General features: G+C 41.9%; 18 protein-coding genes. 13 read left to right on the plus strand and 5 right to left on the minus strand.

All coding sequences use genetic code 11. The features are described 5' to 3' along the window. Window positions 1–786: 786 nt before the first annotated feature. From MSKOL_RS14625 to MSKOL_RS14650, 6 genes are all read left to right on the plus strand, one after another. On the plus strand, window positions 787–1,611 hold the full coding sequence (locus tag MSKOL_RS14625) for a formylglycine-generating enzyme family protein (protein WP_231592262.1): 825 nt from the start codon (window positions 787–789) through the stop codon (window positions 1,609–1,611). A 484-nt stretch (window positions 1,612–2,095) separates the two neighbouring features. Next, the gene (locus MSKOL_RS14630) at window positions 2,096–2,410 is read left to right on the plus strand and encodes a hypothetical protein (RefSeq protein WP_048122098.1); all 315 of its coding nucleotides are present in this window, start codon (window positions 2,096–2,098) and stop codon (window positions 2,408–2,410) included. 16 nt (window positions 2,411–2,426) lie between these two features. After that, window positions 2,427–4,190 carry an SUMF1/EgtB/PvdO family nonheme iron enzyme gene (locus tag MSKOL_RS19505; RefSeq protein WP_082091152.1) on the plus strand — a complete coding sequence of 588 codons (1,764 nt, stop codon included), beginning with the start codon at window positions 2,427–2,429 and terminating at the stop codon, window positions 4,188–4,190. A gap of 184 nt (window positions 4,191–4,374) precedes the next feature. After that, on the plus strand, window positions 4,375–6,804 hold the full coding sequence (gene rqcH, locus MSKOL_RS14640) for a ribosome rescue protein RqcH (RefSeq protein ID WP_048122100.1): 2,430 nt from the start codon (window positions 4,375–4,377) through the stop codon (window positions 6,802–6,804). Beyond that, entirely contained in the window at window positions 6,801–7,853 is a 1,053-nt protein-coding gene (locus MSKOL_RS14645; protein ID WP_048157336.1) for an mRNA surveillance protein pelota, read from the plus strand. The genes rqcH and MSKOL_RS14645 overlap by 4 nt, the downstream gene beginning before the upstream one ends. Before the next feature lie 937 nt (window positions 7,854–8,790). After that, window positions 8,791–11,022, plus strand: a complete 2,232-nt coding sequence (locus tag MSKOL_RS14650; RefSeq protein ID WP_048157338.1) for an S-layer protein domain-containing protein — start codon at window positions 8,791–8,793, stop codon at window positions 11,020–11,022. A gap of 232 nt (window positions 11,023–11,254) precedes the next feature. Here MSKOL_RS14650 and MSKOL_RS14655 read toward each other — a convergent pair whose 3' ends face one another. Continuing rightward, window positions 11,255–11,974: a DUF1614 domain-containing protein gene (locus MSKOL_RS14655; protein WP_048157340.1), complete on the minus strand. Its 720-nt coding sequence runs from the start codon at window positions 11,972–11,974 to the stop codon at window positions 11,255–11,257. A 280-nt stretch (window positions 11,975–12,254) separates the two neighbouring features. Then, window positions 12,255–13,130, minus strand: coding sequence for a diadenylate cyclase (locus tag MSKOL_RS14660; RefSeq protein WP_048158398.1), 876 nt, complete (start codon window positions 13,128–13,130; stop codon window positions 12,255–12,257). A gap of 420 nt (window positions 13,131–13,550) precedes the next feature. On the opposite strand from MSKOL_RS14660, the gene thpR reads away from it, so the two are divergent. Beyond that, entirely contained in the window at window positions 13,551–14,096 is a 546-nt protein-coding gene (gene thpR / locus MSKOL_RS14665; protein ID WP_048124138.1) for an RNA 2',3'-cyclic phosphodiesterase, read from the plus strand. Between the two features lie 187 nt (window positions 14,097–14,283). On the opposite strand, the gene MSKOL_RS14670 is transcribed toward thpR, so the two are convergent. Further along, on the minus strand, window positions 14,284–15,363 hold the full coding sequence (locus tag MSKOL_RS14670; protein ID WP_048157342.1) for an epoxyqueuosine reductase: 1,080 nt from the start codon (window positions 15,361–15,363) through the stop codon (window positions 14,284–14,286). A 649-nt stretch (window positions 15,364–16,012) separates the two neighbouring features. On the opposite strand from MSKOL_RS14670, the gene MSKOL_RS14675 reads away from it, so the two are divergent. Both MSKOL_RS14675 and MSKOL_RS14680 read left to right on the plus strand, forming a co-directional pair. Further along, on the plus strand, window positions 16,013–17,017 hold the full coding sequence (locus MSKOL_RS14675; protein WP_048122111.1) for a replication factor C small subunit: 1,005 nt from the start codon (window positions 16,013–16,015) through the stop codon (window positions 17,015–17,017). Between the two features lie 118 nt (window positions 17,018–17,135). Beyond that, entirely contained in the window at window positions 17,136–17,648 is a 513-nt protein-coding gene (locus MSKOL_RS14680; protein ID WP_048157344.1) for a small multi-drug export protein, read from the plus strand. A gap of 320 nt (window positions 17,649–17,968) precedes the next feature. On the opposite strand, the gene MSKOL_RS14685 is transcribed toward MSKOL_RS14680, so the two are convergent. Both MSKOL_RS14685 and MSKOL_RS20435 read right to left on the minus strand, forming a co-directional pair. Next, the gene (locus MSKOL_RS14685; protein ID WP_255420828.1) at window positions 17,969–18,190 is read right to left on the minus strand and encodes a histone family protein; all 222 of its coding nucleotides are present in this window, start codon (window positions 18,188–18,190) and stop codon (window positions 17,969–17,971) included. 154 nt (window positions 18,191–18,344) lie between these two features. After that, the gene (locus MSKOL_RS20435; protein WP_156151106.1) at window positions 18,345–18,617 is read right to left on the minus strand and encodes a hypothetical protein; all 273 of its coding nucleotides are present in this window, start codon (window positions 18,615–18,617) and stop codon (window positions 18,345–18,347) included. 175 nt (window positions 18,618–18,792) lie between these two features. On the opposite strand from MSKOL_RS20435, the gene MSKOL_RS14690 reads away from it, so the two are divergent. The 4 genes from MSKOL_RS14690 to MSKOL_RS14705 all read left to right on the plus strand — a co-directional run bounded on the left by MSKOL_RS14690 (window position 18,793) and on the right by MSKOL_RS14705 (window position 24,581). Further along, window positions 18,793–19,749, plus strand: a complete 957-nt coding sequence (locus MSKOL_RS14690) for a class I SAM-dependent methyltransferase (protein ID WP_048157346.1) — start codon at window positions 18,793–18,795, stop codon at window positions 19,747–19,749. Between the two features lie 518 nt (window positions 19,750–20,267). After that, window positions 20,268–21,989 carry a sodium-extruding oxaloacetate decarboxylase subunit alpha gene (gene oadA / locus MSKOL_RS14695; RefSeq protein WP_048157348.1) on the plus strand — a complete coding sequence of 574 codons (1,722 nt, stop codon included), beginning with the start codon at window positions 20,268–20,270 and terminating at the stop codon, window positions 21,987–21,989. Between the two features lie 22 nt (window positions 21,990–22,011). Continuing rightward, complete coding sequence (locus tag MSKOL_RS14700; protein ID WP_048122142.1) at window positions 22,012–23,493, plus strand: acetyl-CoA carboxylase biotin carboxylase subunit; 1,482 nt, start codon at window positions 22,012–22,014, stop codon at window positions 23,491–23,493. Window positions 23,494–23,603: 110 nt separating this feature from the next. Next, a complete protein-coding gene (locus tag MSKOL_RS14705) occupies window positions 23,604–24,581 on the plus strand; it encodes a biotin--[acetyl-CoA-carboxylase] ligase (RefSeq protein WP_048157350.1) in 978 nt (325 codons plus the stop codon). The last annotated feature ends 10 nt before the right edge of the window (window positions 24,582–24,591 follow it).

The following is a 24,591-nucleotide window of genomic DNA, read 5'->3' on the forward strand; positions in this document are numbered from 1 at the left end:
TGAGAGGTGTAGATTAGAGACTCTGACAAGATTATGGTTTATGGATTTTGACCAGAATTATGGTTTATAGATTCTGACAAGATTATGGTTTATGGATTCTGATTAGGAGCATAGATTAGGGATTCTGACCAGAATTACGGTTTAGTAACTCTAATCAAGGGTATGGTTTAAGAATCTGAATAGGTCTTGTTCAATGATTTCGATCAGGAGTTTTAATTAAGTTTTTGGTTTGGGACTTTTTAACTTTGATAGCATTTATCTAAGAGAGTCTGGCTGGTTTTTTTCTATGATAGATCAATCTCATATTTTACTTTTGGTTATATGAGTTTTTTTAAAAACGTTTAACAGTCAATTTAAATTTAGATACTTTTCTTTATTGCGATGGGATACATAAAGACTCATTGTCCAGGTGTTTTTGGCAGTAAGGTTCACTCTCAACTTGAACAACAATGTGCAACAACATTATAATAGAGTTCCAGAATCTAACAATAAAAGCTAAAAACAAAACTGAAATAGGTAAGCTGAAAACAAGCTGAAAACAAGCTGAAAACAAGCTGAAAACAAAAATTAATAAGTAAAAATTAAAATTCGAAGTTGACAAATATGAATTGAATTATAGCTGGGAAATTGTACTGAAAAATGAAAATTGACAAATCAGAATTTAAAAACAAAAAGTAACAAGAATTAAAAATGGATATAGACAACCAATAATCGAAAATAGCAATTAATAAGTAAAATCGTAATTCATAAGTAAAAAACTGACAGGTCAATAAATATCCATAGGGAGTGGGGCTTTTGGGAAATAAATTGAATATCAAGACTTACATTAATACAATTCGATACTACCTGAAAACTGAAGAAACTGAAGAGTCGTCTATCCTTGAACTGGCTGATAATCCTGATGATACTGAAACCTTTGTCAGTCCTTTTACAGGTATGCAATTTGCACTGATCCCGGCCGGCGAATTCGAGATGGGATCACCTTTAGAAGAGAAGGACAGATCAGATTCCGAGTCTCCAGTTCATAAAGTAAAAATTAATAACTCTTTTTATTTGGGTAAATCCGCTGTCACGCAAAAACAGTGGAAAAAGATAATGGGCAACAACCCTTCATACTGCAAGGGTGAAGACCACCCTGTTGAGATGATTTCCTGGAACGAAGCTCAGGAGTTTGTCATAAAGCTGAATGAAATGGAAGGAACTGACAAATACCGCTTACCCTCAGAAGCCGAATGGGAATACGCCTGCCGCGCCGGCACACAAACAAGGTGTTTCTTTGGTGAGGATGAGGCAAAACTTGATGAATACGTCTGGCATGCTGGAAATTCAGGAGATAAGACTCACGTAATTGGCTGCAAAAAACCAAATCCCTGGGGACTTTACGATATTAACGGAAATGTATGGGAATGGGTACAGGACGAGTGGCATGAAAATTACAACGGTGCTCCTTCGGATGGGAGTGCGTGGGAAGATGGAAGTAACTCTGGTAAGATTTCTCGTGGGTGCAGCTGGCTCTGCGAGACCGGGTTATGCCGTTCAGCGGGCCGTTTCAAGCGCAAAACTGAAAGTCGGCTTGCCAATCTCGGGTTCCGTCTGTTGAAGGAATTATAACTTTCCTCTTTTAAGGGAATTATAACTTTCTTCTTAAGGGAATTGTGATTTTCTTCTTTAAGGGAACTATAACTTTGGCTCTTCGTCATTTCCTATGGATAAGATGATTTTCACTTCAAGACCGTATTGTTTTTAATGAGTACAGTATGAGAATATCCACACAAAACAACGAAGAGCCGTAACTTTCTTCTTAAAGGAACTAGACCTTCCTTCTTTTACTCAAGTAAGCTTAAACATTGAATTGTCTGTAAAATTTTCGAAGAACTTTCCCTTTTTTGCAAGCTTGTTATTTATTATTGAACAAAAATCTTAAATCATATATTCTCTAAAGAAAAACTAAGTCTTAGATTGTGGAACAGTTGGTGGTAGAATACAGCAAGTTCTCGATAAATCTAATTTCTCTATCGTACTCACCTCTGAAGGCATTGAAATTTTTTCGGAATATTGGCAGGAGCAGTGCTGTCAGCTATATAGTTCAATTTGCATGAATATACCTGATGGCTGGATAGAACCTTTAAAATCCGATTGTTCTGAAGGAGATAAAGCTGATCTAACAACCATTTTCAGCACACTTGCAGTTTTCGGCATAACTGGAAAGGTCTTTGCAGAGATAATTCTTGAAGCAATGAAAAACTGGCTAGAATATAGGCCAACTGCTGAAATTGAACTAAAATACCCTGACGGAAGTACGGTTAAGATTTCAAAGTTGCCTCTTAATAAATTATCTAAGTTTTTTGAAGAAAACCCGCAGCTATCAGTCTTTGAAGGTCTGAGTTATTTCATGAACTCTAATAAATAAAGTGTGTGTTAGCGTCATGACTGGAAAAAGAGTCGGGCTTGTTATTGGAAATAATTATCCAGATTCCGATAAAAAATTGAGGTTTGCAGTAGCTGATGCTCTCGCAATGAAGGAGGTTCTGCTGAATAAAGATATTTGTGGGTTTGACGAAGTTATTGATCTGGTCGATCGAACAAGTAAGGAAGCTCTTGTTGAAGTCGAAAAGATTCTTAAAAGGGTAGATAGCAATCTTGTTTTTATCTATTTTTCTGGTCATGGGAAAAAAGACTTTGAAAATGATTTATGTCTTCTATTCAATGATACAGAAGAGGACACCTTAATGGCAACCTCATTAACTTTTGATTTTATTAACAAATGCAGGCGCTATCCTTCTCGAAAATCTGTAATCATAATCCTTGACTGCTGTTACAGCGGTGCTGCCGGAACAAGGGATACTTCTGATGTGATTGAAGCCTTGAAAAAACATTCCGGTTCAGGAACAATTATTCTTACTTCAACCGGGTTGACAGGTTCTCCTGCTGCAAGAGAAGAAAAAAAGTTCGGGCACGGAGTTTTTACTAATTATTTGATAGAAGGACTGGAGAAAGGTTACGCTGATAAAGGCAATGGTTACATATCCATTGAGGAGTTGTACGACTACGCTTTTGAAAAGACAAAATCTGAGGGGTACCAATCTCCAAAGAAGGAAGGGAACATAGAAGGGTCGATATTTATCGGCAGGAATCCTCAAAAGATAAGGGAAAATGAATACAATTTAAAGAAAAGTAAACTTCTAAGTGAATATATTAGAACACTTCACCCCCTCATACTAAATGAATCTCTTACAGTCTTGAGAAAAGCCTATGATGTGCCTCCTTCTCTTGAGTCGGTTGAAGAAACTATGTACGATCTGCTTAATTCACTATTGAAAAGTGAGCTTCAACCTGATAATTATAGCGATGCAGTACAGCATCTTAAGGGAATAAGTACAGGTTCTGATAGCTCTCAAAATATGAACAACGTTGGTAAATCGAATACTGCCGTTTCAATAAGTGAAAATAAAGAGCCTCCTGTGAACTCTGAAGAACCTAATATTCCCAAAACCTTCACCAGCCCTTCTACAGGTATGGAATTCGTACTGATCCCAGCAGGTGAGTTCATGATGGGGTCGCATTCTCTCGAAAAGGGTAGGTTTGATGATGAAGATCCAGCTCACAAAGTAACAATTGGATATTCCTTTTATATGGGTAAATATCCAGTTACTCAAAAACAGTGGAAAAAAGTTATGGGTGATAATCCTTCAACCTTTAAAGGTGAAAGTCGGCCTGTGGAAAGCATCTTTTGGGAAGATGTTCAAGAATTTATTAAAAAATTGAATAAAAATGAAGGTGCTAGTAAATATCGTTTACCATCGGAAGCTGAATGGGAGTATTGCTGCAGAGCCAGTACACAAACAAGGTATTTTTTTGGTGACAATGAGTCAAAGCTTGATGAATATGCGTGGTATGATGATAACTCAGGTTCTGAGACTCATCCAGTTGGTCAGAAAAAATCTAATAAGTGGGGTCTTTATGATATTGTTGGGAATGTTTGGGAATGGGTTCAAGATAAATGGCATCACAACTACCTCGTTACTCCTTCTGATGGTAGTGCATGGGAAGATGACTATAGCTCCTCACATGTAGTCCGGGGTGGCAGTTGGAGCTACCCTGCCAGACGCTGCCGTTCGGCAGATCGCCGCAGGAACTTACCTGAGAGCTGTAAGAGCGACATAGGCTTTCGTCTCTTGAAGAAACTGTAACCACCTTCTCCATTATCCCTTTACAACTAACGCCCTGACGATCCAAATTTTATTTATAAAGCTAAGTTCGAGCTCGAAGCGTGCGAAGCCGCCGAGCCTGAGTGCTGAGCCGCTTCACTTTACATCTAATTTCACTAAATTCTTCAGTAATGCTTATACCAAAAGCCTCTATTATATCCACTTCATGAAACAGGATATGTCAAGCGCCGACGTTGCTGCAGTTGTTGCCGAGCTGTCAGGAGGTCCCAAATCCATTATTGATGCGAAAATCGGGAAGATCTATCAGCCCACGAATGAGGAAATTCGCATCAACCTTTACGTTTTTCACCAGGGCAGGGACAACCTGGTTATTGAGGCTGGGAAGCGCATTCATCTAAGCAAATACCTCAGGGCAAGCCCAACGCTTCCCCAGGCTTTTCCGATGCTGCTTAGAAAATACCTGATGGGAGGCAGGATTACATCTGTTGAGCAGCATGAGTTTGACAGGATAGTGAAAATCGGAATTGAAAGAGCTGGAGTCCATAATACTCTTATTGTGGAACTTTTCGCCCCGGGGAACATACTTATTGTCGATTCGGAAAACAGGATTATTCTGCCTATGAATCCTGTAACCATGAAGGATAGGCGTCTGAGGAGTGGAGAAATTTACGAACTGCCTGAGGCACAGATAAGTCCTCTCAAGGTTAAGGTTTCTGACCTTATGAAGGAGTTTTCCACGTCTTCGGCTGATATCGTCAGGACGGTTGCCACAAGGTTCAATCTGGGAGGAGTTCTGGCAGAAGAAGTCTGTGCCAGGGCAGGAATTGACAAAGCGAAGCCTTCAAAGGAAGCAACTGAAGAAGATGCATCCAGGCTCTGCAATGCAATGCACGATCTCTTTTCTCCGCTTTTGAGGGTAGGAACCGGAGATAAAGAACTCGAAGAAGCTGAAGCCGAGACTGAACTTAAATCAGAGATAGAGCCTAAGCCAGAAACTGAACTTAAATCAGAAATCGAGTCTAAACCAGAAACCGAACTTAAATCAGAGATCGAGTTCAAACCAGAAACCGAACTTAAACCTGAAGCCGGAGTTGAAAGTGAGGCTCCCAAGCTCAGGCCTCAGCATGTGAAAAAGGAAATCAATGGAAAGCTGGAAACTTTCGATGTGCTTCCTTTTGACCTTATTCGCTATTCAGGATTTGAAAAAGAGTATTTTGATTCTTTTAACACGGCACTTGATGAATTTTTTGGAAAAAAGGCGCTTGAGCAGGTCGAAGAAGTAAAGGCAGCTCAGAAAAAGGAAAAAACCCTTGGCGTTTATGAACGGCGGCTTCTTCAGCAGGAAGGGAGCCTTACAAAGTTCGAAAAAGAAATCGAGAAAAATAATACTCTTGCCGAGACTGTCTACGCAAACTACCAGGTTATTGAAGAGCTTCTTTCCGTGCTCAACAGCGCAAGGTCAAAGGGGTACTCCTGGGACGAGATCCGCTCCATTCTGAAGCATGCTAAAAAGACCGTGCCTTCTGCGCAGAAAATCACAAATATTGACCCAAGAACCGGGACTATAGCTGTGAACCTTGACGGGAAGAGTATTAGTGTTGACATCCGCAAGACAGTGCCGCAGAATGCTCAGGAGTATTATGAAAAGGTCAAGAAATTTAGTAAGAAAAGAGATGGAGCTCTCAAAGCTATCGAAGATACCAGGATGGCTATCGAGAAAAAGGCTGTGGCAAAGGCTGCAAAGGCAGGACGGAAGCTCCAGGCGTCCAGGAAAAAGCACTGGTATGACAGGTTCAGGTGGTTTGTGTCCTCGGACGGCTTCTTTGTTGTGGGAGGCAGGGATGCAGATACCAACGAAGATATTTTTAAGAAATACCTGGAAAAGAGAGACCTTGTCTTCCATACCCAGACTCCGGGTGCTCCTCTCACAGTTATCAAGACCGGCGGGGAAGAGGTTCCTGAATCTACCTTACAGGAAGCGGCACAGTTTGCTGTTTCTTATTCCAGCCTCTGGAAAGCAGGGCATTTCAGTGGAGATTGCTACTGGGTTAAAGCCGAACAGGTCAGTAAAACTCCAGAATCAGGAGAATATGTGAAAAAAGGAGCTTTTATCATCCGTGGGGAGCGCAATTACTTTAAGGACATTCCTCTCGGCGTTGCAGTCGGGCTTGAACTCAAAGGCGAGACGAGGGTTATAGGTGGACCTGTTTCTGCTGTCAGAAAACATGGGGATTATATCCTCGAAATTGTCCCTGGGGCTTTTAACCAGAATGATATCTCTAAAAAGATCTACAGGATTTATGCCGATGAACTCAATGATCCCCGTTTTGTGAAGCAGATTGCCTCTCCTGACCAGATCGCTATGATGGTCCCGCCCGGAGAATCGGACTTAAAGAGCCAGAAGCCGAAAAGGAAGGGAGAAAGGATCGAGGGGGAAGGCGAGGAACATGAGGATTCGGAAGTTGAGGACGGACCCGAAGATAACGAAGAAGAACTTGAAAAGGAATTCGGAAAAAACTTTGGAAAGGGAACTGAAGACGAATCCAGGGAACAACTCGCCAACGAAGACACAGAAACGAAAACCGGGGAAGGAATGGAAGAGGAAATTGAAATGCATGGAGTGAAAAAGGCATGAGAGTTACAAACCGTTCCCTTAAGGGAAGGGAAGGGGAGATTGCAGTAACAGCCGAAACCCTCGATGACCTCTGGCACCTAAAATATATAATCGAAAAGGGGGACCTGGTCTTTGCGGTTACCAAACGGAAAGCCGATTCGGCAAGTGACAAAATCCGCCCTGAAAAGGTTGAGAAGGTAAAGGTCAGGCTTGGGATCAGGATTGACGATATCGAGTTTCACAAGTTTGCTAACCGTCTCAGGGTTCATGGGATGATAGAGCGTGGAATGGATGTGGGTTCTTATCATACTCTCAATGTCGAGATCGGAACCAATCTTTCTATCATCAAGGAACACTGGAAGAATGACCAGCTCCAGCGTATCCAGGATGCTGAAGAAGCTTCGAAGCGCCCTAAAGTCGTTATAGTCGCAATAGAAGAAGGTGATGCCGATATTGGCTTTGTGCATCACTACGGAATAGAGGTCTATTCTCATATCCGGCAGTCCTCTGGTAAACGAGAAACTGGCTTGAGGAACGAGTTTTTCAGAGAAGTTGTAGAACAGCTAAGGCATGCTGTTCCAGAGGAAGCATCCATAGTTATTGCCGGACCCGGGTTTACTAAAGAGGATTTCATAAAATATTTTCAGGAAACCGAACCTGCTATGGCCTCAAAAGCCCTGATTGAAGATACTTCCATGATAGGAATGTCCGGCTTTCAGGAAGTTCTGCGCAGAGGTGCAGTTGACCGTATTATGCAGGAATCCCGTATAGCTCGTGAATCCGCCCTGATGGAAGACCTTATCCGTGAGATCTCAATGGACGGCAAAGCTGCCTACGGCCTTGCCGATGTTAAGAACGCCCTTAATTACGGAGCTGTCGAAACTCTGCTTGTTGCCGATGAAACCCTCCGAGAAGGGCGGGAAAAAGGAGAGGATATCGATAAGCTCCTAATGGAAGTTGAACAGTCCCAGGGAAAGGTTATTGTTTTCAGTACAGACTTTGAGCCCGGAGAAAAGCTTCATAAACTGGGAGGAATCGCAGCTCTGCTTCGTTTCAAGGTGACAGGCTGATTTTCGGTCAAGACTTTGTGTAAAAGGGTTGTAGCTCTGCTTCGTTTCAAAGTGACAGGCTGATTTTCGGTCAAGACTTTGTGTAAAAGGGTTGCGACTCTGCTTCGTTTCAAGGTGACAGGTTGAGTTTCGGTCAAGACTTTGTGTAAAAGGGTTGCAGCTCTGCTTCGTTTTAAGGTGACAGGTTGAGTTAATCAAACGAGCCATCCAGGAGTATGGCAATTTAATTATTGAGCATGGTATTTGATAGCCTCTCTTCAATAAATAGCGATTTAGAGTTAATATGTGGCCAATAACTAAATTTTCAAGACTCATTTTAATTATTATCTTTTGACCCAGTGCTCTCATCGTTTCTTTCATGTTTATAAGAGCCCTGAGTTTCTTCAACTACTGTTGAACCTATAAAATTTACAGCCCCTGTAGATCTGACAAATCTTAATACAAAGCTATTTATAACATTACTAGGAAATAGGATTCCGTATTCCTTTAAAGATTATTAAATAAAACTGGTATAGAGGAGAATTAGTTGATTTATAAAACGGCAGAGAAGAAGCTTTCAAAACAAATTTCACACGGATCTTTGTTTGAGAGTGGCATTTTTTAACTTCTGACGAAATTTGTGGAAAAATTTGAGGGCTATTCGTACAACACCAATCTACGAGTTCATCCCAAAAACGCGTTTCTTCTCAAATATTTTAGAACTAATTTCTGTGACAAGAAACTCAATTGATAGTTTACAAGCCTCATTGCCGAGGGCTGCGTTTGAGATTAAGAAAAATCAATTTAGAGTTTCGAAATGAATTAATTAGTAAAATTTATCAACTACTTAGATTTATTTGTTGTTACTTTTTAAAAAATAAATATTACCAATACTGATATTATCGTAGATATTATGTTAAAACATATGATAACAAATAAAGAAGAGTGATAATTTCTTATGAGACCCCACGTTCAGAGGACTTTGATTTCCCTGCTTGCTTCGCTTATGATTTCTTTGTTGATCGTTCCCGCAGGTTTTGCAGCTCAAACTCCAGTTATCTCTGGTATTCCCCTCGACACAAACGAAACCTTATCAGATGGATTCTGCTGGAATGCGACCACTTTTGGCGGCTTTAATTATCCTGTAAACCAGCACAAAAACTTCGTAGCTTCTGAAAACTGGTCTGGTGAACGCCTTCAGTATGTAGAAAAAGACGGCAAAGATGAACTTGGAAAAAGCTATCCCGGAAACCATGTAATAGGTGAAGGAGAACTTGTTTATACTACCCGTCCTTTCTCTTCAAAATACAAGGTTGTTTCCGAGCTTGATCTTGACGCCAAAACAACTCCTAAAGAGCTTAGTGGGATGTTCTACTACAAACTCGCCTGGTTTGGAAAACCGTATATTACCGTCGGAGGCGACTCCACCCGGCTTACAAACCTTGTAATGGACCAGAAATCTGGCGATAAGAAAACATTAAAGGCCGGAGATTCCTGGGACCTAGGGAGTAATTATTCTCTGGTAGTTAACCAGGTTGATGTCGACGGCGAAAAAGTATGGTTTGAACTAGATAAAAACGGGGAAGAAATTGAGTCAGGAATTGTAAACACAAGTGGAAATGTTGCTGATAAAACCTTTACTGCAACTGCGGATTTCGGAGATAAGAAAGACCAGCTCTACTTTACAACCTATGTAGATTCCGTATTCACAAGTGCTACTGATTCTTTTGCAGTCTTTAAGTATACCTGGCTCATCGATAAAGATAAAGTGATGCTCATTGAGAATGGGGACGAATATCAGGGTTTTGAGGTAAAAGAAGCTTCTGAAAACGAAATCGTCCTTACGAATTCAAATTCTATCACTTTGAACCTTGATAAAGATAAAAAGAACTACTTTACTGATTCCTGGTATTTCCAGACCTCAGATGAAGGAAAGGGAAGCACTTCTCCGGAAGGGTATGTTATCTATCCGGCAAAAGAGCTTAACAGCTCTGGAAATTATACCTTGAGAGGTTTGCCTTTTGACACTAATGAAACCTCATCTGATGGTTTTATCTGGAATGCGGCCACTTTCAGCGGCTTTAATTATCCTGTAAATAAACATAAGAATTTTGTAGCTTCTGAAAACTGGTGGGGAGAACACCTTCAGTATATAGAAAAAGACGGTCAGGATGAACTTGGAAAAGATCATCCTGGAAACCATGTAATAGGTGAAGGAGAACTTGTTTATACTACCCATCCTTTCTCTTCAAAATACGGAGTTGTTTCCGAGCTCGATCTTGATGCCAATACAACTCCTGAGGAGCTTGGTGGGATGTCATATTATAAGCTTCCCTGGTTTGGAAAACCGTATATTGCCGTAGGAGGCGACTCCACCCAGCTTGCAAACCTTGCAATGGACCAGAAATCTGACGATAAAAAAACATTAAAGGCTGGAGATTCCTGGGATCTCGGGAGTAATTATTCTCTGGTAGTTAACCAGGTTGATGTCGATGGCGAAAAGGTATGGTTTGAACTAGATAAAAACGGGGAAGAAATTGAGTCAGGAATTGTAAACACAAGTGGAAATGTTGCTGATAAAACCTTTACTGCAACTGCGGATTTCGGAGATAAGAAAGACCAGCTCTACTTTATAACCTATGTAGATAAGATATTCACGAGTGCTACTGATTCCTTTGCAGTCTTTAAGTATACCTGGCTCATCGATAAGGATAAAGTTATGCTCATTGAAAACGGGGACGAATATCAGGGCTTTGAGGTAAAAGAAGCTTCTGAAAATGAAATAGTCCTCACAAATTCAAATTCTATCACTTTGACCCTTGATAAAGATAAAAAGAAATACTTTACCGATTCCTGGTATTTCCAGACCTCGGATGAAGGAAAGGGAAGCACTTCTCTGGAAGGGTATGTTATCTATCCAGCAACCGATGTTACTGTAGAGGATAACGCTTCTTCAGGTGTCAATAATTCTGAAAATACCTCGAATGAATCTCTCTCGAATGAGTCTGCACCCTCTACATCCTCTGCTTCTCTTCTCGAGAGTAAGGCTGACGATTTAAAAGATGTTAACAGCAGCAGTCCTGAGGAAAAATACGGAGTGGAAACTTCCGCAAAAGCTCCTGGTTTTGAGGTGCTTGCAGGTGTTTTCGGAATAACTCTTTGTCAGTACTTCATGAAAAGAAGGGATTAAGAGATTTATCTCAAAAATTGAGGATTAAAAAAGAGTAGTCTTTTTAAGTTCTCTTCCTTTTTCTCTTTTTTACTCTTCCTTTTTTTCAGTTCGTTTTCTTTTACATATTTAGCCTTACTACTTCTGATTCCTGTTAATTGATTCCTTTCAATTGATTCCTTTCAATTGATTCCTGTTAACTGATTCCTGTTAACTTCTCCCTATTAATTGATACCTGTTGACTGGTTCTTTGTTATATCAGGAGAAGAGCGATGAACCCGCTTAGAAAGATTCCGTCAAAGGTTCCTGCCCCTCCTATGCTGGCAACCGGAGCTCCAAGATTCTTAATTTTTCCCAGGTTAAGAAGATCGGCTCCAATAAGGGTTCCGAGTACTCCTCCTGTATAAGCAATGACAACGCGGCACTGGTCAATTGGACAACCTGGAATATGAATTATCGAGGTCAGCAAAATCGCAGCAAGGGCAGCTGCAAGGGGTGGGACCAGCGCCGGGGTTGCAATACCTATGCCGCGGATCGGCTTTGCTACAGAATGAGTTATGATTGTAACTATTAAGATGCCGGTTCCTGCAAGAAGGAGAGATGAAGGGAATTTCATAAGAAGGTAAGCTGAAATTAGAATCGGAATAACCGCTCCTCCTACATTCACAGCAATTGTCGTTTCATCTCTTATCACACGCCGAAATGGAACTCTGTAAGATACGCCAAAAACACGGACATATGTATCTCTAACTACCGGAGCATCGGATCTGAGGGTTGCCAGAGGGATATTGATACCGCTTCCGAAGAGGGACAGTAACATGATAAGGAGCGCATCCTCTATAGAGAAGCCGATCTTCGTAAAGGTGGAAACAATTATTCCAAAAAAAAGAGAACTAAGCCCGAAAATCAGAATAAAGATCAGAAGCAGAAGGAATGTAAGGCTAAAAGGAATGTAAAAAAGTTGTCTTCTCATGAAAATGCTCCACGTTCTTTATTTCCCCGATATTTAAACATATACTCCTTTTATTTTCCCGTATATTTATACTCTCTTTATTTTCCCGTATATTTAGATATATAATTTCTTTATTTCCCCGAATATTTAGAAATACACTTTCTTTATTTGAGCCTATGTTCTGCCCTTCTTCTTACACGTTCTGCTGAAAGCCTTTGCTCTTGAAAAGTTCGCAACTCAACACTCAGGGATGTAACTAAAAATGTTTAATCCTGTGTAAAAAAAGTTCTGATTTTCAGGATTAGATGTATCTTACCGCAGGCTTCAGGCATTCCATGCAAATTATTTCTTTCGCGTCTTTATATACCCTTATAATCCCGCCCGACTCGGATACCGTAACTGCAATCGCAACCGTATCTCTGCTGATTGCGGCTGCCGAGACGTGTCTACCTCCCAGTCCTTTATCAATATCCACATTTTTTGCATCAACGTCAAGGTAGCGTCCTGCGGCCTGGATTATTCCGTTTTCATCTACAACAAAAACCCCGTCAAGTTGGGAAAATTCCTTTATGGATTCCCAGTTTCTCTTGTCAAGGATATTCCGGTAAGTTTCATCATGGCCTGCGTAAGGATTCAGTATTAACTGGTGAGAGCGTTTCAGAACCTCTTCGGAATCGCCTATTATGAAGGCAGCTCCTATCTTTTTGCCTTCCCTGCCCGTAAGGACAATATCAAAAGAGATTTTCATGATTGCGCTCATCACTTCCGGCTTTATCCTTTCCTGGCATTCCTTCATAGCTTTTATAAGGGGATTTTCATCGAGGTTATGTACAATAATCGAACTGGAGCTGCGGGTTTCGATCACGCCTACAATAATCCCGTCTTCCAGTTTTCCAAGCACGTATTCTATGGCGGCGGCTTGCTGAAGGTGATCAGAATTACCTGCAGCCTCGCGGTTTATCTGGTCACCGAGTTCCTTTATAGGATTTTTTCCATCCTTTCCAGTGGAGACAAGGTGGTCTATTATGCTTTTAGGACGCATGGAGATGTAATAGACCGGAATTCCCCCAGTTTCGATCCCTTCAAAACTCAACTCTCCGGAAACCATAATTGCGGCAGCATCAAGTTCTCTGGAAATCTGGGCTGCCGTCTCTGCAATTATACGTGCTCTATTCATATGATCCACCGCTTTTTCTTTTTGCAGCAACCGATTTGAGGCTCCACTTTTTATTATTAGAGTTATTATTTTTTTTGAACTAACATTATTTTCTTAAATCAAGGTTATTATTTTTTAACTTAGCGTTTTTCTCCTGACTAAAATTCTATACTGCAGGTTAACATTGAGACCAACTTAATAAATACTTAAGCTTATTTCCTTCTCTGTACTTATCTCTTGTATATTATAATTGCCCTGTAATCCATTGATATGTCCTTTTTTTCCTGTCCTTTTGTACCATTGTCTCTTTCGTATTTTTCTAAAAGATTTTGTGGAGGGTTTACAATTCCTTCAAAAAATATACCTAAACTCAGTTTTTCCAGACGAAAATTAACAGGAAGATTTTTCTGGTTCGCTTTTCAATTAAGATTGGTGAATGCTTTGATCAGGACATTTATAGCAGTGGAATTAGATCCCAGTTTTACGGAGAAGATTCGAGAGCTTCAGGCCAGATTTTCTGGTTTTGATTTGAAGTTTGTTGATCCTGAGCTTGTTCACATAACTCTGAAGTTCCTGGGAAACGTGGATGAATCAAGAGTTTCCTCACTTTCTGCAGCTCTCGACTCTATTACGTGCGAGCCTTTCGAAGCAAAAGTAGGGGGACTTGGAGTATTTCCCAAGCCTTCGAATCCCAGAATCCTCTGGCTGGGTGCAACCGGAAACTTCAGGGAGTTACACGACAATGTAGAAGAGTTACTGGAACCTTTTAAATTCGAAAAAGATGACAGAGAATTTACTGCCCATGCTACTCTTGCCAGGATAAAGTTCCTCAAGAAAGATCAGAAAAACACATTAATAAATATAGTAAAGGAATTAATGGATATCGAAATTGGTACTATGTGGGTAAATAAAGTGCTTTTAAAGAAAAGCACACTGACTCCGAAAGGGCCGATCTATGAAACTCTGCATACTGTGTACATGGACTAATCGACGTATAGGGGACAGATGAAAAATGGATAGAACTCTGCATACCGTATACATGGACTGACCTGTGTTACATTTCTTTCTTCTCTACCTTTTCTGCCCTTCCTGCCTTCTCTATAGATCTTTCTTTCGTGCGGTAAGCGCACCTCATATTTGTGGTCCTTAATTAACTCCCCCTGTTCTGGATCGTTTACTCCTCTGGAACCGATTCGTACAGCTTTTTCCTCTCCGAAGGCATGTTTTTGAAATACTCATTTGCTTCTTCAGGAGACACGGCTCTAAGTGTTCCGTCTGGCTCCTGTATGACCACACCGCTTTCTGTTAGCATCCTGTATCTGGCTTTCCGGACTTCTTTGTCAGGATGGCAGACAAAGTGGCAGTTTGAACAGGTATATTCCATTCTGTTTCCTGGAATCAGGCATATGAAAAATCCGCCTTTGATACTTGGCCTTTTGAGGTACGCTTCTATTGTACCGGGCATCGCAGCGATAAAATCTTCATCCTTTTTGGGAATCTCAAAACGAGCCGGAGACCAGGTAGACCATTTTCCGGAGGCATTAAGACCTGTAAGTCCTCCGCAAACAAGGAAACATCGGCTGTTGCTTCTCCTTTTTCCGTAGCTAAACTCTTTTCCTCCAAGATTTACCGTTACCTTCTCAAGAGGGTCAACATATCCAGAAGAGCAGACTGCAAGGCAGATCTTACATTCGTCACAATAGTTTTCTTCTTCCGGCAGTGGCTCTGTTGGGATAAGCTCTGCATCAGTAACTACAGATGCCAGGACAATTGCTGATCCGTATTCCTTAGTAATTATGTTTCCTGAGTATCCGAAATGTCCTATTCCGGAGCGAACTGCCAGGTATCTATGGGAAATAGGGGGGTGCATATCCAGCAGCCAGTTTTCCGAATCCTGACGGTAAACGAAATTTGCAATCTGTGGGACAGCTTTGTACCCATACTGCTGTAAGAATCCTGCCATTTCCAGGGCTATCCCATTGGCGAGGGTGGTAGTTCGTACTTTATTGGTTTCAAGGGATTTATGGTCCTCTTTTCTAAAGTAAGGTTCTATAAGGTTCTGGTCAAAAGCAAGGGCAAAAACAATTGCCGACTTCGCCTCTGGCAACACATATGTCAGATCCGTAGAAGGAGGGCCACCTGCAAGGGTTTCGGTTGTTGCGATGCCTACTCTAAAGGCTCCAAGGGTTAGAGCCATTTCTTTGAGCTCTTCGGTTAGTTTCTCAGCTTTCGATTTATCAGTTTGTTCTTCCATTCTCGACTCCTCAGGCAAATTAAATAAAATTGATCTCAATTTATTTTATGTCAGACAAATGATATATTCATGATCGGCATTCGAATATACCAATTCCCTACAAGTATAGTCCAGTGACTTTTAAAATAATATATAGTATAGATTTTTTAAATTTGAAAAATTATTATTATATATATACGAAAATGACTATTTTGTAAAAGTGAGAAAAGATCAATTAGTCCAAAATAAAATAAAATCAAATAAATATAATGGTCAAATAATATTTTATGTAAGTAATAAAAAATTAAATAATATATAATAAAAGATATAGAAAAATTGAGTGACGTAAATATTACTAAAATCAATAATGGAAATGATAGTATAAATCGTAGAATTATTGATGGTGGCAAAACTGGAAACTTAAATAAGTTTGGCTGAGAGAGTAAAAGCGGACCAAGAAAATGAAATGTTATCGTTTTTCTTTAACCGTTCTACTTTAGAGTTGCCATTTTTCGTCTCTTGTTATTCTTTTATTTTGCTTTCTATACATTTATATATTGGTTGCATCTTGGCTGTAACGCACAAACTGTATTTAAAATGCAGTTAAACACAACAACTCAGAACATTCAAAAGTTTAAATATCATCTTCTCTAATATGGTGCAAGCATGAATGGAGGACTCTACGATTAAAGAAGAGATATGGATTGAGAAGTACAGGCCTGTGCGGCTGGACCAGGTGGCGGGGCAGGAAGAAACAATCGAACGCCTGAAGTCCTATGTTGCAATGAAAAATCTTCCTCATCTGCTGTTTTCCGGGCCACCGGGAGTCGGAAAAACCGCCTCTGCAGTTTCGATTGCAAGAGAGATTTTCGGGGAAGACATGTGGCGTGAAAACTTTACCGAACTTAATGCGTCGGATGAGAGAGGAATTGACGTTGTCCGGACAAAGATCAAAAACTTCGCAAAAACTGCCCCTATGGGAGAAGCCGAATTCAAGATTATCTTCCTGGATGAGGCCGATGCACTGACCTCAGATGCCCAATCTGCACTCAGGCGGACAATGGAGCGTTTCAGCAATAACTGCCGGTTTATCCTATCCTGCAATTACTCTTCCAGGATTATCGAGCCTATCCAGTCCCGCTGTGCAGTCTTCAGGTTCAGGCGACTTTCCGAGGAGGCTATCAGGAAACGCCTTGAATACATAGCTAAAGATCAGGGGCTGTCCGTTACTGAAGACGGATATGAAGCTCTTATTTACGTAGCCCAGGGAGATATGAGAAAAGCCGTGAATTCACTCCAGGCTGCTGCTTTCGTTGAGCCGAATAAATCTATATCCAGGGAAACAATCTATAGAACTACCGCAACCGCAAATCCGGAAGATATCAGAAACCTGATTGAAACTGCCCTGCGTGGAAACTTCAGGGCTGCTCGAAAGGAACTTAACAGATTGCTCTACGAAGAAGGGCTCTCTGGAGAAGATATAGTTGGACAGATTTACAGGGCAATCTCCGAAATGGATAACCGGATGATTCTGGACCTTGAGCTTTCTGAGAAGCGTATTGTTGAACTCGTAGACTTAATAGGTGAGATTGATTTCAGGCTCACGGAAGGAGCAACTGAAAAGATCCAGCTTGAAGCTTTACTCGCACATTTTGCGCTTTCTAGCTCAGATTAAAGGTTTTAACGACTCGGAAAAATCTTCTCCCCACCAGGTATCTCTAGAACTGTTAAAATGGCTTGAATTCGGCCATTTTTAAAATATGAACATACGGAATTAATAAATTCTGATTACCATGTCTGTTGAAATAACATTAGTAGAAATGTTGGGGTCTGTTCCCCACTGGCTTGCAGTTTTGATCATGGGAGCTATACCTATCTCTGAACTGAGAGCGGCAATCCCTGTTGCAATAGGCATCTATAAAATGAGCCCATTTGAGGCCTTCTTCTTCTCAGTGCTTGGAAACCTCCTTCCTGTAATTCCTCTTCTGCTCTTTCTTGAGCCGGTCTCAAACTATCTCAGACGTTACTCGATCTTTGATACTTTCTTCACCTGGCTCTTCTCAAAGACTCGCCGGAACCATACCGAGAGCTTTGAAAAGTACGGACTCCTTGCCCTAACCATCTTTGTAGCCATCCCCCTGCCGGCTACCGGGGCCTGGTCTGGCTGCGCAGCAGCATTTGTATTTGGGGTCAAGTTCAGGCAGGCCTTACCTGCAATTGCTGCAGGGGTGATGATAGCAGGAATTATAGTAACGGCAGTTACTGTAACAGGAATAGGGCTCGTTGATATGATAATGGGAGCATAATTTCCCTTTTTATCAAAGACCTGCCCTGTAGAATCCCTAACCGCAGCAAATCTGGGAAACGTAGCTGTATAATAGAATCTCAAGTAAAAAGTAATAGAGTCTCACGTAAAAAGTAATAGAATGCCACATAAAAAGTAATAGAATCTCACGTAAAAAGTAATAGAGTTTCACGTAAAAAGTAATGGAGTTTCACGTAAAAAGTAATAGAATCTCACGTAAAAATAGGAAAATGCTGGGTACCAGCATTTTATTTTCTGTTTCGTCCCGTAAAGTAAGATGATACCACTGGTGAATAGCGTTAATGGGTGGTCAGTCTTAGTTTACAGCATTTCTTTTGCTAATTTTATGTCTTCAGCTTTTACAGTTTTTCTACCTGCATGTTCTGCGAGTTTTATTGCTTCTCTTGAAATCTCAAGTCCATATTCTTCCAGAATTTCTGTAAGGGCCATTCCTGCACTCTCACTAACTCTATGAGCACCTGCAGTTCTTATTAAACGCTCAATTGGTGCAAATGGTATTACTTTTGCCATATTATCCTCCATTCTTCTTTATTTGTTAATATATATCCTTATAATTCCTGATTTTGTAATCAGATTCTATAAATAACTTTGCTTATGTTGGGGTTTTTACTTCCTTTCCAGCTTTTAATACCTTTTTCTCCTTTATTTTACTTTCCAGAGCCTCACTATTTGTTTTTTATTTATAGCATAAATTACGCTTCGGAGACTCCTGTCCGTTTTGCTCGCTTCGCCTGCTCAAAAAGACTGATCCACCCAAGTGCTGCTGGGAGCACAGAGAATAGGAAATTTTGTGAGAGTTGTGATATGTAATTTCAATAACTATGCCCTGCGAGAGAGTTGCGGCTTTATAGCAACCGTTGGGCCGCAACCGTTGCGCCGGTTGATCACGCCGATAGGGTCTGGGGATAAGTTCATCAAACCCAAATATTGGCTCAGGGTTTTCGGTCAAGCCTTTTTTGAAAAGGGTTGCGATCAAGCTTTTTTCAAAAGGCTTGCGGGTTAAGAGAGGAGTAAATTATGGGCGAGAATAACTGTTTTGATTTACGGTTATTGGGTGGGGAGTAAACCCAGTTTAGATCTCTTTTTCGAAATCTTGATATGAGATTATCCGAATCTAAACAGATATGCTTTTACAGGAACTCCTTGGCATTAATGAAGACGTCTATTTTGTAGAGGAAAGCTATCTCGCCCAGAGGACTATTGAGCGTACACTTGATTATCTTAAAGGGGTCCGGAGGTTTGCAGAGGCAAGGAAGGTGCGGCTCCTGAGAGTTTACGAAGGAGAGCAAACACTTGGGCTTTTACTTTTTAATTCGGCAGACGAGGAAGTCCCTGTAGATTTCTGGTCGGTTTTTACGGGAGCTCTTGCAGGAACTAGCTCTAAAAAGGATTTTGAAGCCATTAAAGACTCTCTTCTTGCTTTCAATATCCCTGAAAAAGAAATTGAAGTTTCTTCGGAAACCTGGCGAGATGCCGTTAATGAGTACTATTCGCTAATGCTTGTAAACCGGAATCTCTGCCCGGGCTGCGCGGTTAAATCCGAGTCTTACGGGAGCGTCTTTTCGGAAAATCGTGTGCAAAGGGTCGCAGAAATCTTCGATGTTCTTCAAAAAAAGGGGATTTACCCTGAAGGCAGGCTTCTTGAAGTCTGCTGTGGAAATGGGATGTCCACACTTGCCCTCTACAGACTTGGGCTTAACCCACTGGCTGTAGAAATTAACAAATGTACAGTCTGCCAGGGGCTTGAACAGGGAGTTTTAAACCCTCGAAGAACGGTTGTAATGGATGCAACGGCTCTTTCCAGATATTTCGAGCCGGGAAGTTTTGATGCCGTGATGGGATTTATGCTGGGGCTTGTCTATGAATTCAATAAAGAGCTCTGGATAAATATTGTAAGAGAGATGGCCTCGGTCGCAAGTGAGGGTGCTCTCATGCTTTTTACGGTTAGCAGCAAGCCGGAGGCTGAAATTCTTGCCGGAGCCCTTCTCAGGTCGGGAGTCAAAGGTGAGATCGTAGATAACACCGACTCTGAAGGGACTTACGATCAGTGGTTTTTTGTGGGAAGAAAACAAAAAGCTTAACCTGGAAGCTGCAAACTCAAGGAAATTGCTATTTTCCGGTTCAGACAAGTATATTTTTTTCGACGTTCAAAAAACTTTAGTTTTCTAATTTTTAATTTTTAATTTATGAAATGGCTTTTAATTTGTACCATGAACCTGGAACTTTTTAAAAGCTATACCCTTAATGTTAACAGGCGAAAAGTATATACTTGTTAACAATTGTATATTAAAGAATTCTTATCAACGCAGATCGATTAAGTACTGCGTTCACATCTGTAAAATTAATATCCTCTGGTTGCGGTTCTGGAAAGTCGGTTAAAAGTCGGTTAAATATGACCGGAAATCCCTCTTTCCGGCAAAACCGCAGAAAATCACATCAAAACCACAACCTGAGGACTTATACATTTTACTCAAACGGATCAAAATCTTAACCCGGATAATTCCGGAATATCAAAAGAAACCCCAAAAATAATCGTTCAAAGTATACTATCAAGAATATTAAATCCGGTTATTTTGATTCGACTTTAAGAGGTTCATCCATGAGTGTAAAAATTACCGAAACCATCCTCCGGGATGCACATCAATCTCTCCTGGCAACCAGAATGCGGACAAGAGATATGCTCGAAGTGGTTGAACAACTGGACCAGATAGGGTATTTCTCCCTTGAAATGTGGGGAGGCGCCACCTTTGACAGCTGTATCCGCTACCTTAATGAAGATCCCTGGCAGCGCCTGAGGGATATCAAAAAAGAAATGAAAGACACATACGCTCAGATGTTGCTCAGAGGCCAGAACCTTGTAGGGTACAGGCACTATTCGGATGACGTGGTCAAGAAATTCGTTACAAAATCCTACCAGAACGGAATTGACATTTTCCGGATTTTTGATGCTGTCAATGATGTCCGGAACATGGAATTCTCTATCAAAGTGGCAAAAGGTCTTGGTGCGCACGTACAGGGTACAGTCTGCTACACCATAAGTCCGGTACATACCGTTGAGAAATATGTTGAACTTGCAAAACAACTTGAAGGACTGGAGTGCGATTCCATCTGTATCAAAGATATGGCAGGCCTTCTTTCCCCAAATGACGCCACACATATAATCAGTGCCATGAAAAAAGAAATCTCCATTCCAATTTCTCTGCACTGCCACTGCACTTCTGGAATGGCTCCAATGAGCTATATGGCAGCCTGTGAAGCAGGAGTCGATATTCTGGACACTGCACTTTCTCCCCTGGCCTGGGGAACTTCTCAGCCTCCAACCGAAACAGTCGTAGCCGCCCTCAAAGGTACTCCTTACGATACCGGGCTGGACCTGACTGCTTTTGAAGAAGCCGTAAAATATTTCAAAGTATTAAAAGAGAAATACCGGGGCATACTTGACCCTATTTCCGAACAGATCGATACTAACGTGCTCATCTACCAGATCCCTGGCGGAATGCTCTCTAACCTTGTATCTCAACTAAAAGAACAAAACGCTCTTGACAAATATGATGCCGTACTTGGCGAAATGCCCAGAGTTAGAAAGGAGCTTGGATATCCGCCTCTTGTCACCCCTACAAGCCAGATCGTGGGCACCCAGTCGGTTCTTAACGTGCTCATGGGCGAACGCTACAAGGTTATTCCAAAAGAAGTTAAGGATTATGTGCGCGGCCTATACGGGCGCCCTCCTGCTCCCATAAGCCCGGAAATAATAGGCAAGATAATCGGGGACGAGGAACCTATTCACTGCCGTCCTGCCGACCTCCTTAAGCCTGAATATGAGAAAAGGAAGAAGGAAGCCGAAGAAATGGGTATTGCTAAATCTGAAGAAGACATACTTACCTATATTCTCTATCCGGCTATCGCCCCCAAGTTTCTGAAGGGAGAAATGGAAGAAGAAGCTCTTGCAGTAGTTGCCCCTGCCCCTGAAGTACAGCAGGAATATAAAGTCCCGACCCACTTCAAGGTAGAAGTGGATGAAGAAATATATGAAGTTAGGATTGAACCTCTTGGCGGGGAAGTTTCCATATCTGAGGCTTCTCCCAAAAAGCCGAGTGCTAAGGCTGTTAAAGGAGCGGTGAGCGTCTCAATGCAGGGCATGGTCCTCTCTCTTAAGGTCAAGGTCGAAGACACTGTAGAGGAAGGCGATACAATCGCTGTCATCGAAGCTATGAAAATGGAAAATGCTGTTCATGCTTCCCATTCAGGCACTGTAAGAGAGATTTTTGTTTCCGAAGGAGATACTGTATCTCCTGGCGACATAATAATGTCAATCGACTAAATGTAACGAGGTGGAAGGCATTATGTTCAAAAAAGTACTCATTGCAAATCGCGGTGAGATTGCAATCAGGGTTATGCGTGCCTGCCGTGAACTTGGGATTTCCACGGTTGCGGTCTGCTCGGAAGCTGATAAAAATGCCCTTTTTGCCAAATATGCAGACGAGGCCTACCTGATAGGCCCGGCCCCTTCCAGCCAGAGCTATCTGAATATGGAAGCTATCCTTGCAGTTGCAAAAAACACAGGAGCTGAAGCAATTCATCCGGGCTATGGTTTCCTCTCCGAAAACCCGGTCTTTGCAAAACGCTGTGAGGAAGAAGGAATTGTTTTCATAGGCCCTCCAAGCCATGTGATTGCCGAGATGGGAAGCAAGATAAGGGCCAGAAATCTTATGATGAAGGCTGGTGTTCCGGTTGTGCCCGGGACGAAAGATGCAGTTGAAGACCCGGTCGAGGCTGTAAAAATTGCAGAAGAGATCGGCTATCCTGTTTTGATTAAAGCTTCGGCAGGCGGCGGCGGAATTGGGATGAAAGTGGTTAATTCCAGCGACGAACTTGCCGCTTCACTAAGTTCTACCAGGCAAATGGCTGGCTCAGCTTTTGGGGACTCTTCGGTTTTCATTGAAAAATATGTGGAAGAACCCAGGCACATAGAGATCCAGATTATGGCAGACGGGTATGGAAACACGATTTACCTCTCAGATAGGGAATGTTCCATCCAGAGAAGGCATCAGAAACTTATTGAAGAAGCTCCTTCACCTATTATGACTCCTGAACTCCGGGCCCAGATGGGAGAAGCCGCAGTCAGGGTAGCAAAGACGATTGGTTACGTAAATGCAGGGACAGTGGAGTTTCTTTATTCAAAGGGCAACTTCTATTTCCTTGAAGTCAATACTCGCTTGCAGGTCGAACACGGGATAACTGAGATGGTCACAGGTGTCGATATTGTAAGAGAGCAGCTCAGGATAGCCTGGGGAGAAAAGCTTGAATTTAATCAGGAAGATATCATTATTAACGGGCATTCTATTGAGTGCAGGATCAATGCGGAAGATCCGTTAAATGATTTTGCTCCTTCTCCCGGAAAGATCCGTGGATACCGGTCAGCAGGCGGGCCTGGAGTCAGGGTGGACAGTGGAGTACATACAGGTTACACCATTTCTCCTTACTACGATTCAATGATTTCGAAACTCTGCGTCTGGGCAAAGACAAGGGATGCAGCGATTGCCAGGATGGAAAGAGCTCTTTACGAGTATGTGGTCGTTGGAGTAAAAACCAATATACCCTTCCATAAAGCAGTCATGCGTAACCCGGTCTTCCGCAGGGGCGACCTGACAACGGCCTTTATCGAAGATAATAATATTATGGAAGCCGTCGAAGAGGTTGTCAAAGCAGATGCTGAAAAAGGGGCTACTCTGGCTTCGGCTCTTGAAGCAAAAGACAAAAAAGTTGCGGCCATTACGGCTGCCGTGCACGCCTATGTGAGCATGGCCCAGAAAACACAGCGGTGACATGTGTCCTCCTGATAAACAGGAACAGGATTCAGGTCAGTTCGATATGAATCAATTTAAGCTAAAAAAATATATACGGTTGAACGCATACATTTGTATGGGGTACGAGGATGGGAGATAAAAGATCTCGAATTATCAAGGCACTTAAAGATGCACAGAAAAGTCCTGTTTCCGGCGAGGAATTGGGGCTCAAGTTAGGGATCTCGAGGACAATGGTCTGGAAATATATCAAGTCCCTTCAGGCAGATGGTTATGAGATAGAATCATCTCCGAAAAGGGGATATGTCCTGAAATCCGTACCTCAACTCCTGTACCCGGAAGAAATCCAGATGGGTCTCAAAACTACTCTTCTAGGGAAAAAAATCCATTATTACGAAGAGGTAACTTCTACAAATAGTACTGCAAAAGACATCGCGGCATCGGAAGAAGAAGGTACGCTTGTGATTGCCGAAGTGCAGAAAGGAGGCCGGGGCCGTCTGGGCAGGGAATGGGTCTCCCCTCATGGTGGGATCTGGATGTCCGTGATCCTGAAACCCGGGATCCCTCTGAGGCATGCCTCAAGGCTTACTCTGGTTGCAGGGCTTGCAGTTGCAAACGTTATTCGCAATATGGGCCTTGATGCTCGCATTAAATGGCCAAATGATGTCCGAATTAATGGAAAAAAGGTTTGCGGGATTCTTACCGAGGCAAAGGCCGAAGTGGATAGAGTAGATTATGTTGTGCTGGGAATAGGGATTAATGTAAACATGGATTTGAAAGATATCCCTGAATCGTTCCGTGCGGGTTCCACAACTTTGAAAGCCGAGCTTGGAAGCCATATAAAAAGGGTCTCGTTCCTTCAAGATTTCCTTTTTGAGCTTGAGCAACAGTATATACTCTTCAAGACCCAGCCTTTCTCGCACATTCTTAATGACTGGCTTGCCCTCTCCGATACCATAGGAAGAGAGGTAAAAGTCACGACACCCTCACGAATTATAGAAGGCAAAGCTGTAGGAATAACCCCAGACGGAGCTCTCGTAATAAGAAAAGCCGACGATACCAAAGAAGAAATTATTGCAGGCAGATGCATTTATGCGCGTTCCAAATAAACAAAGAAGA

Source organism: Methanosarcina sp. Kolksee (assembly GCF_000969945.1).
GTDB lineage: Archaea > Halobacteriota > Methanosarcinia > Methanosarcinales > Methanosarcinaceae > Methanosarcina > Methanosarcina vacuolata.

Coding starts and splice junctions, on each gene's coding strand:
- MSKOL_RS14630 (WP_048122098.1), top strand. CDS start 2,096: ATGAATATACCTGATGGCTGGATAGAACCTTTAAAATCCGATTGTTCT.
- MSKOL_RS19505 (WP_082091152.1), top strand. CDS start 2,427: ATGACTGGAAAAAGAGTCGGGCTTGTTATTGGAAATAATTATCCAGAT.
- rqcH (WP_048122100.1), top strand. CDS start 4,375: ATGAAACAGGATATGTCAAGCGCCGACGTTGCTGCAGTTGTTGCCGAG.
- MSKOL_RS14645 (WP_048157336.1), top strand. CDS start 6,801: ATGAGAGTTACAAACCGTTCCCTTAAGGGAAGGGAAGGGGAGATTGCA.
- MSKOL_RS14650 (WP_048157338.1), top strand. CDS start 8,791: ATGAGACCCCACGTTCAGAGGACTTTGATTTCCCTGCTTGCTTCGCTT.
- MSKOL_RS14655 (WP_048157340.1), bottom strand. CDS start 11,974: ATGAGAAGACAACTTTTTTACATTCCTTTTAGCCTTACATTCCTTCTG.
- MSKOL_RS14660 (WP_048158398.1), bottom strand. CDS start 13,130: ATGAATAGAGCACGTATAATTGCAGAGACGGCAGCCCAGATTTCCAGA.
- MSKOL_RS14670 (WP_048157342.1), bottom strand. CDS start 15,363: ATGGAAGAACAAACTGATAAATCGAAAGCTGAGAAACTAACCGAAGAG.
- MSKOL_RS14675 (WP_048122111.1), top strand. CDS start 16,013: ATGGAGGACTCTACGATTAAAGAAGAGATATGGATTGAGAAGTACAGG.
- MSKOL_RS14680 (WP_048157344.1), top strand. CDS start 17,136: ATGTCTGTTGAAATAACATTAGTAGAAATGTTGGGGTCTGTTCCCCAC.
- MSKOL_RS14685 (WP_255420828.1), bottom strand. CDS start 18,190: ATGGAGGATAATATGGCAAAAGTAATACCATTTGCACCAATTGAGCGT.
- MSKOL_RS14690 (WP_048157346.1), top strand. CDS start 18,793: ATGCTTTTACAGGAACTCCTTGGCATTAATGAAGACGTCTATTTTGTA.
- oadA (WP_048157348.1), top strand. CDS start 20,268: ATGAGTGTAAAAATTACCGAAACCATCCTCCGGGATGCACATCAATCT.
- MSKOL_RS14700 (WP_048122142.1), top strand. CDS start 22,012: ATGTTCAAAAAAGTACTCATTGCAAATCGCGGTGAGATTGCAATCAGG.
- MSKOL_RS14705 (WP_048157350.1), top strand. CDS start 23,604: ATGGGAGATAAAAGATCTCGAATTATCAAGGCACTTAAAGATGCACAG.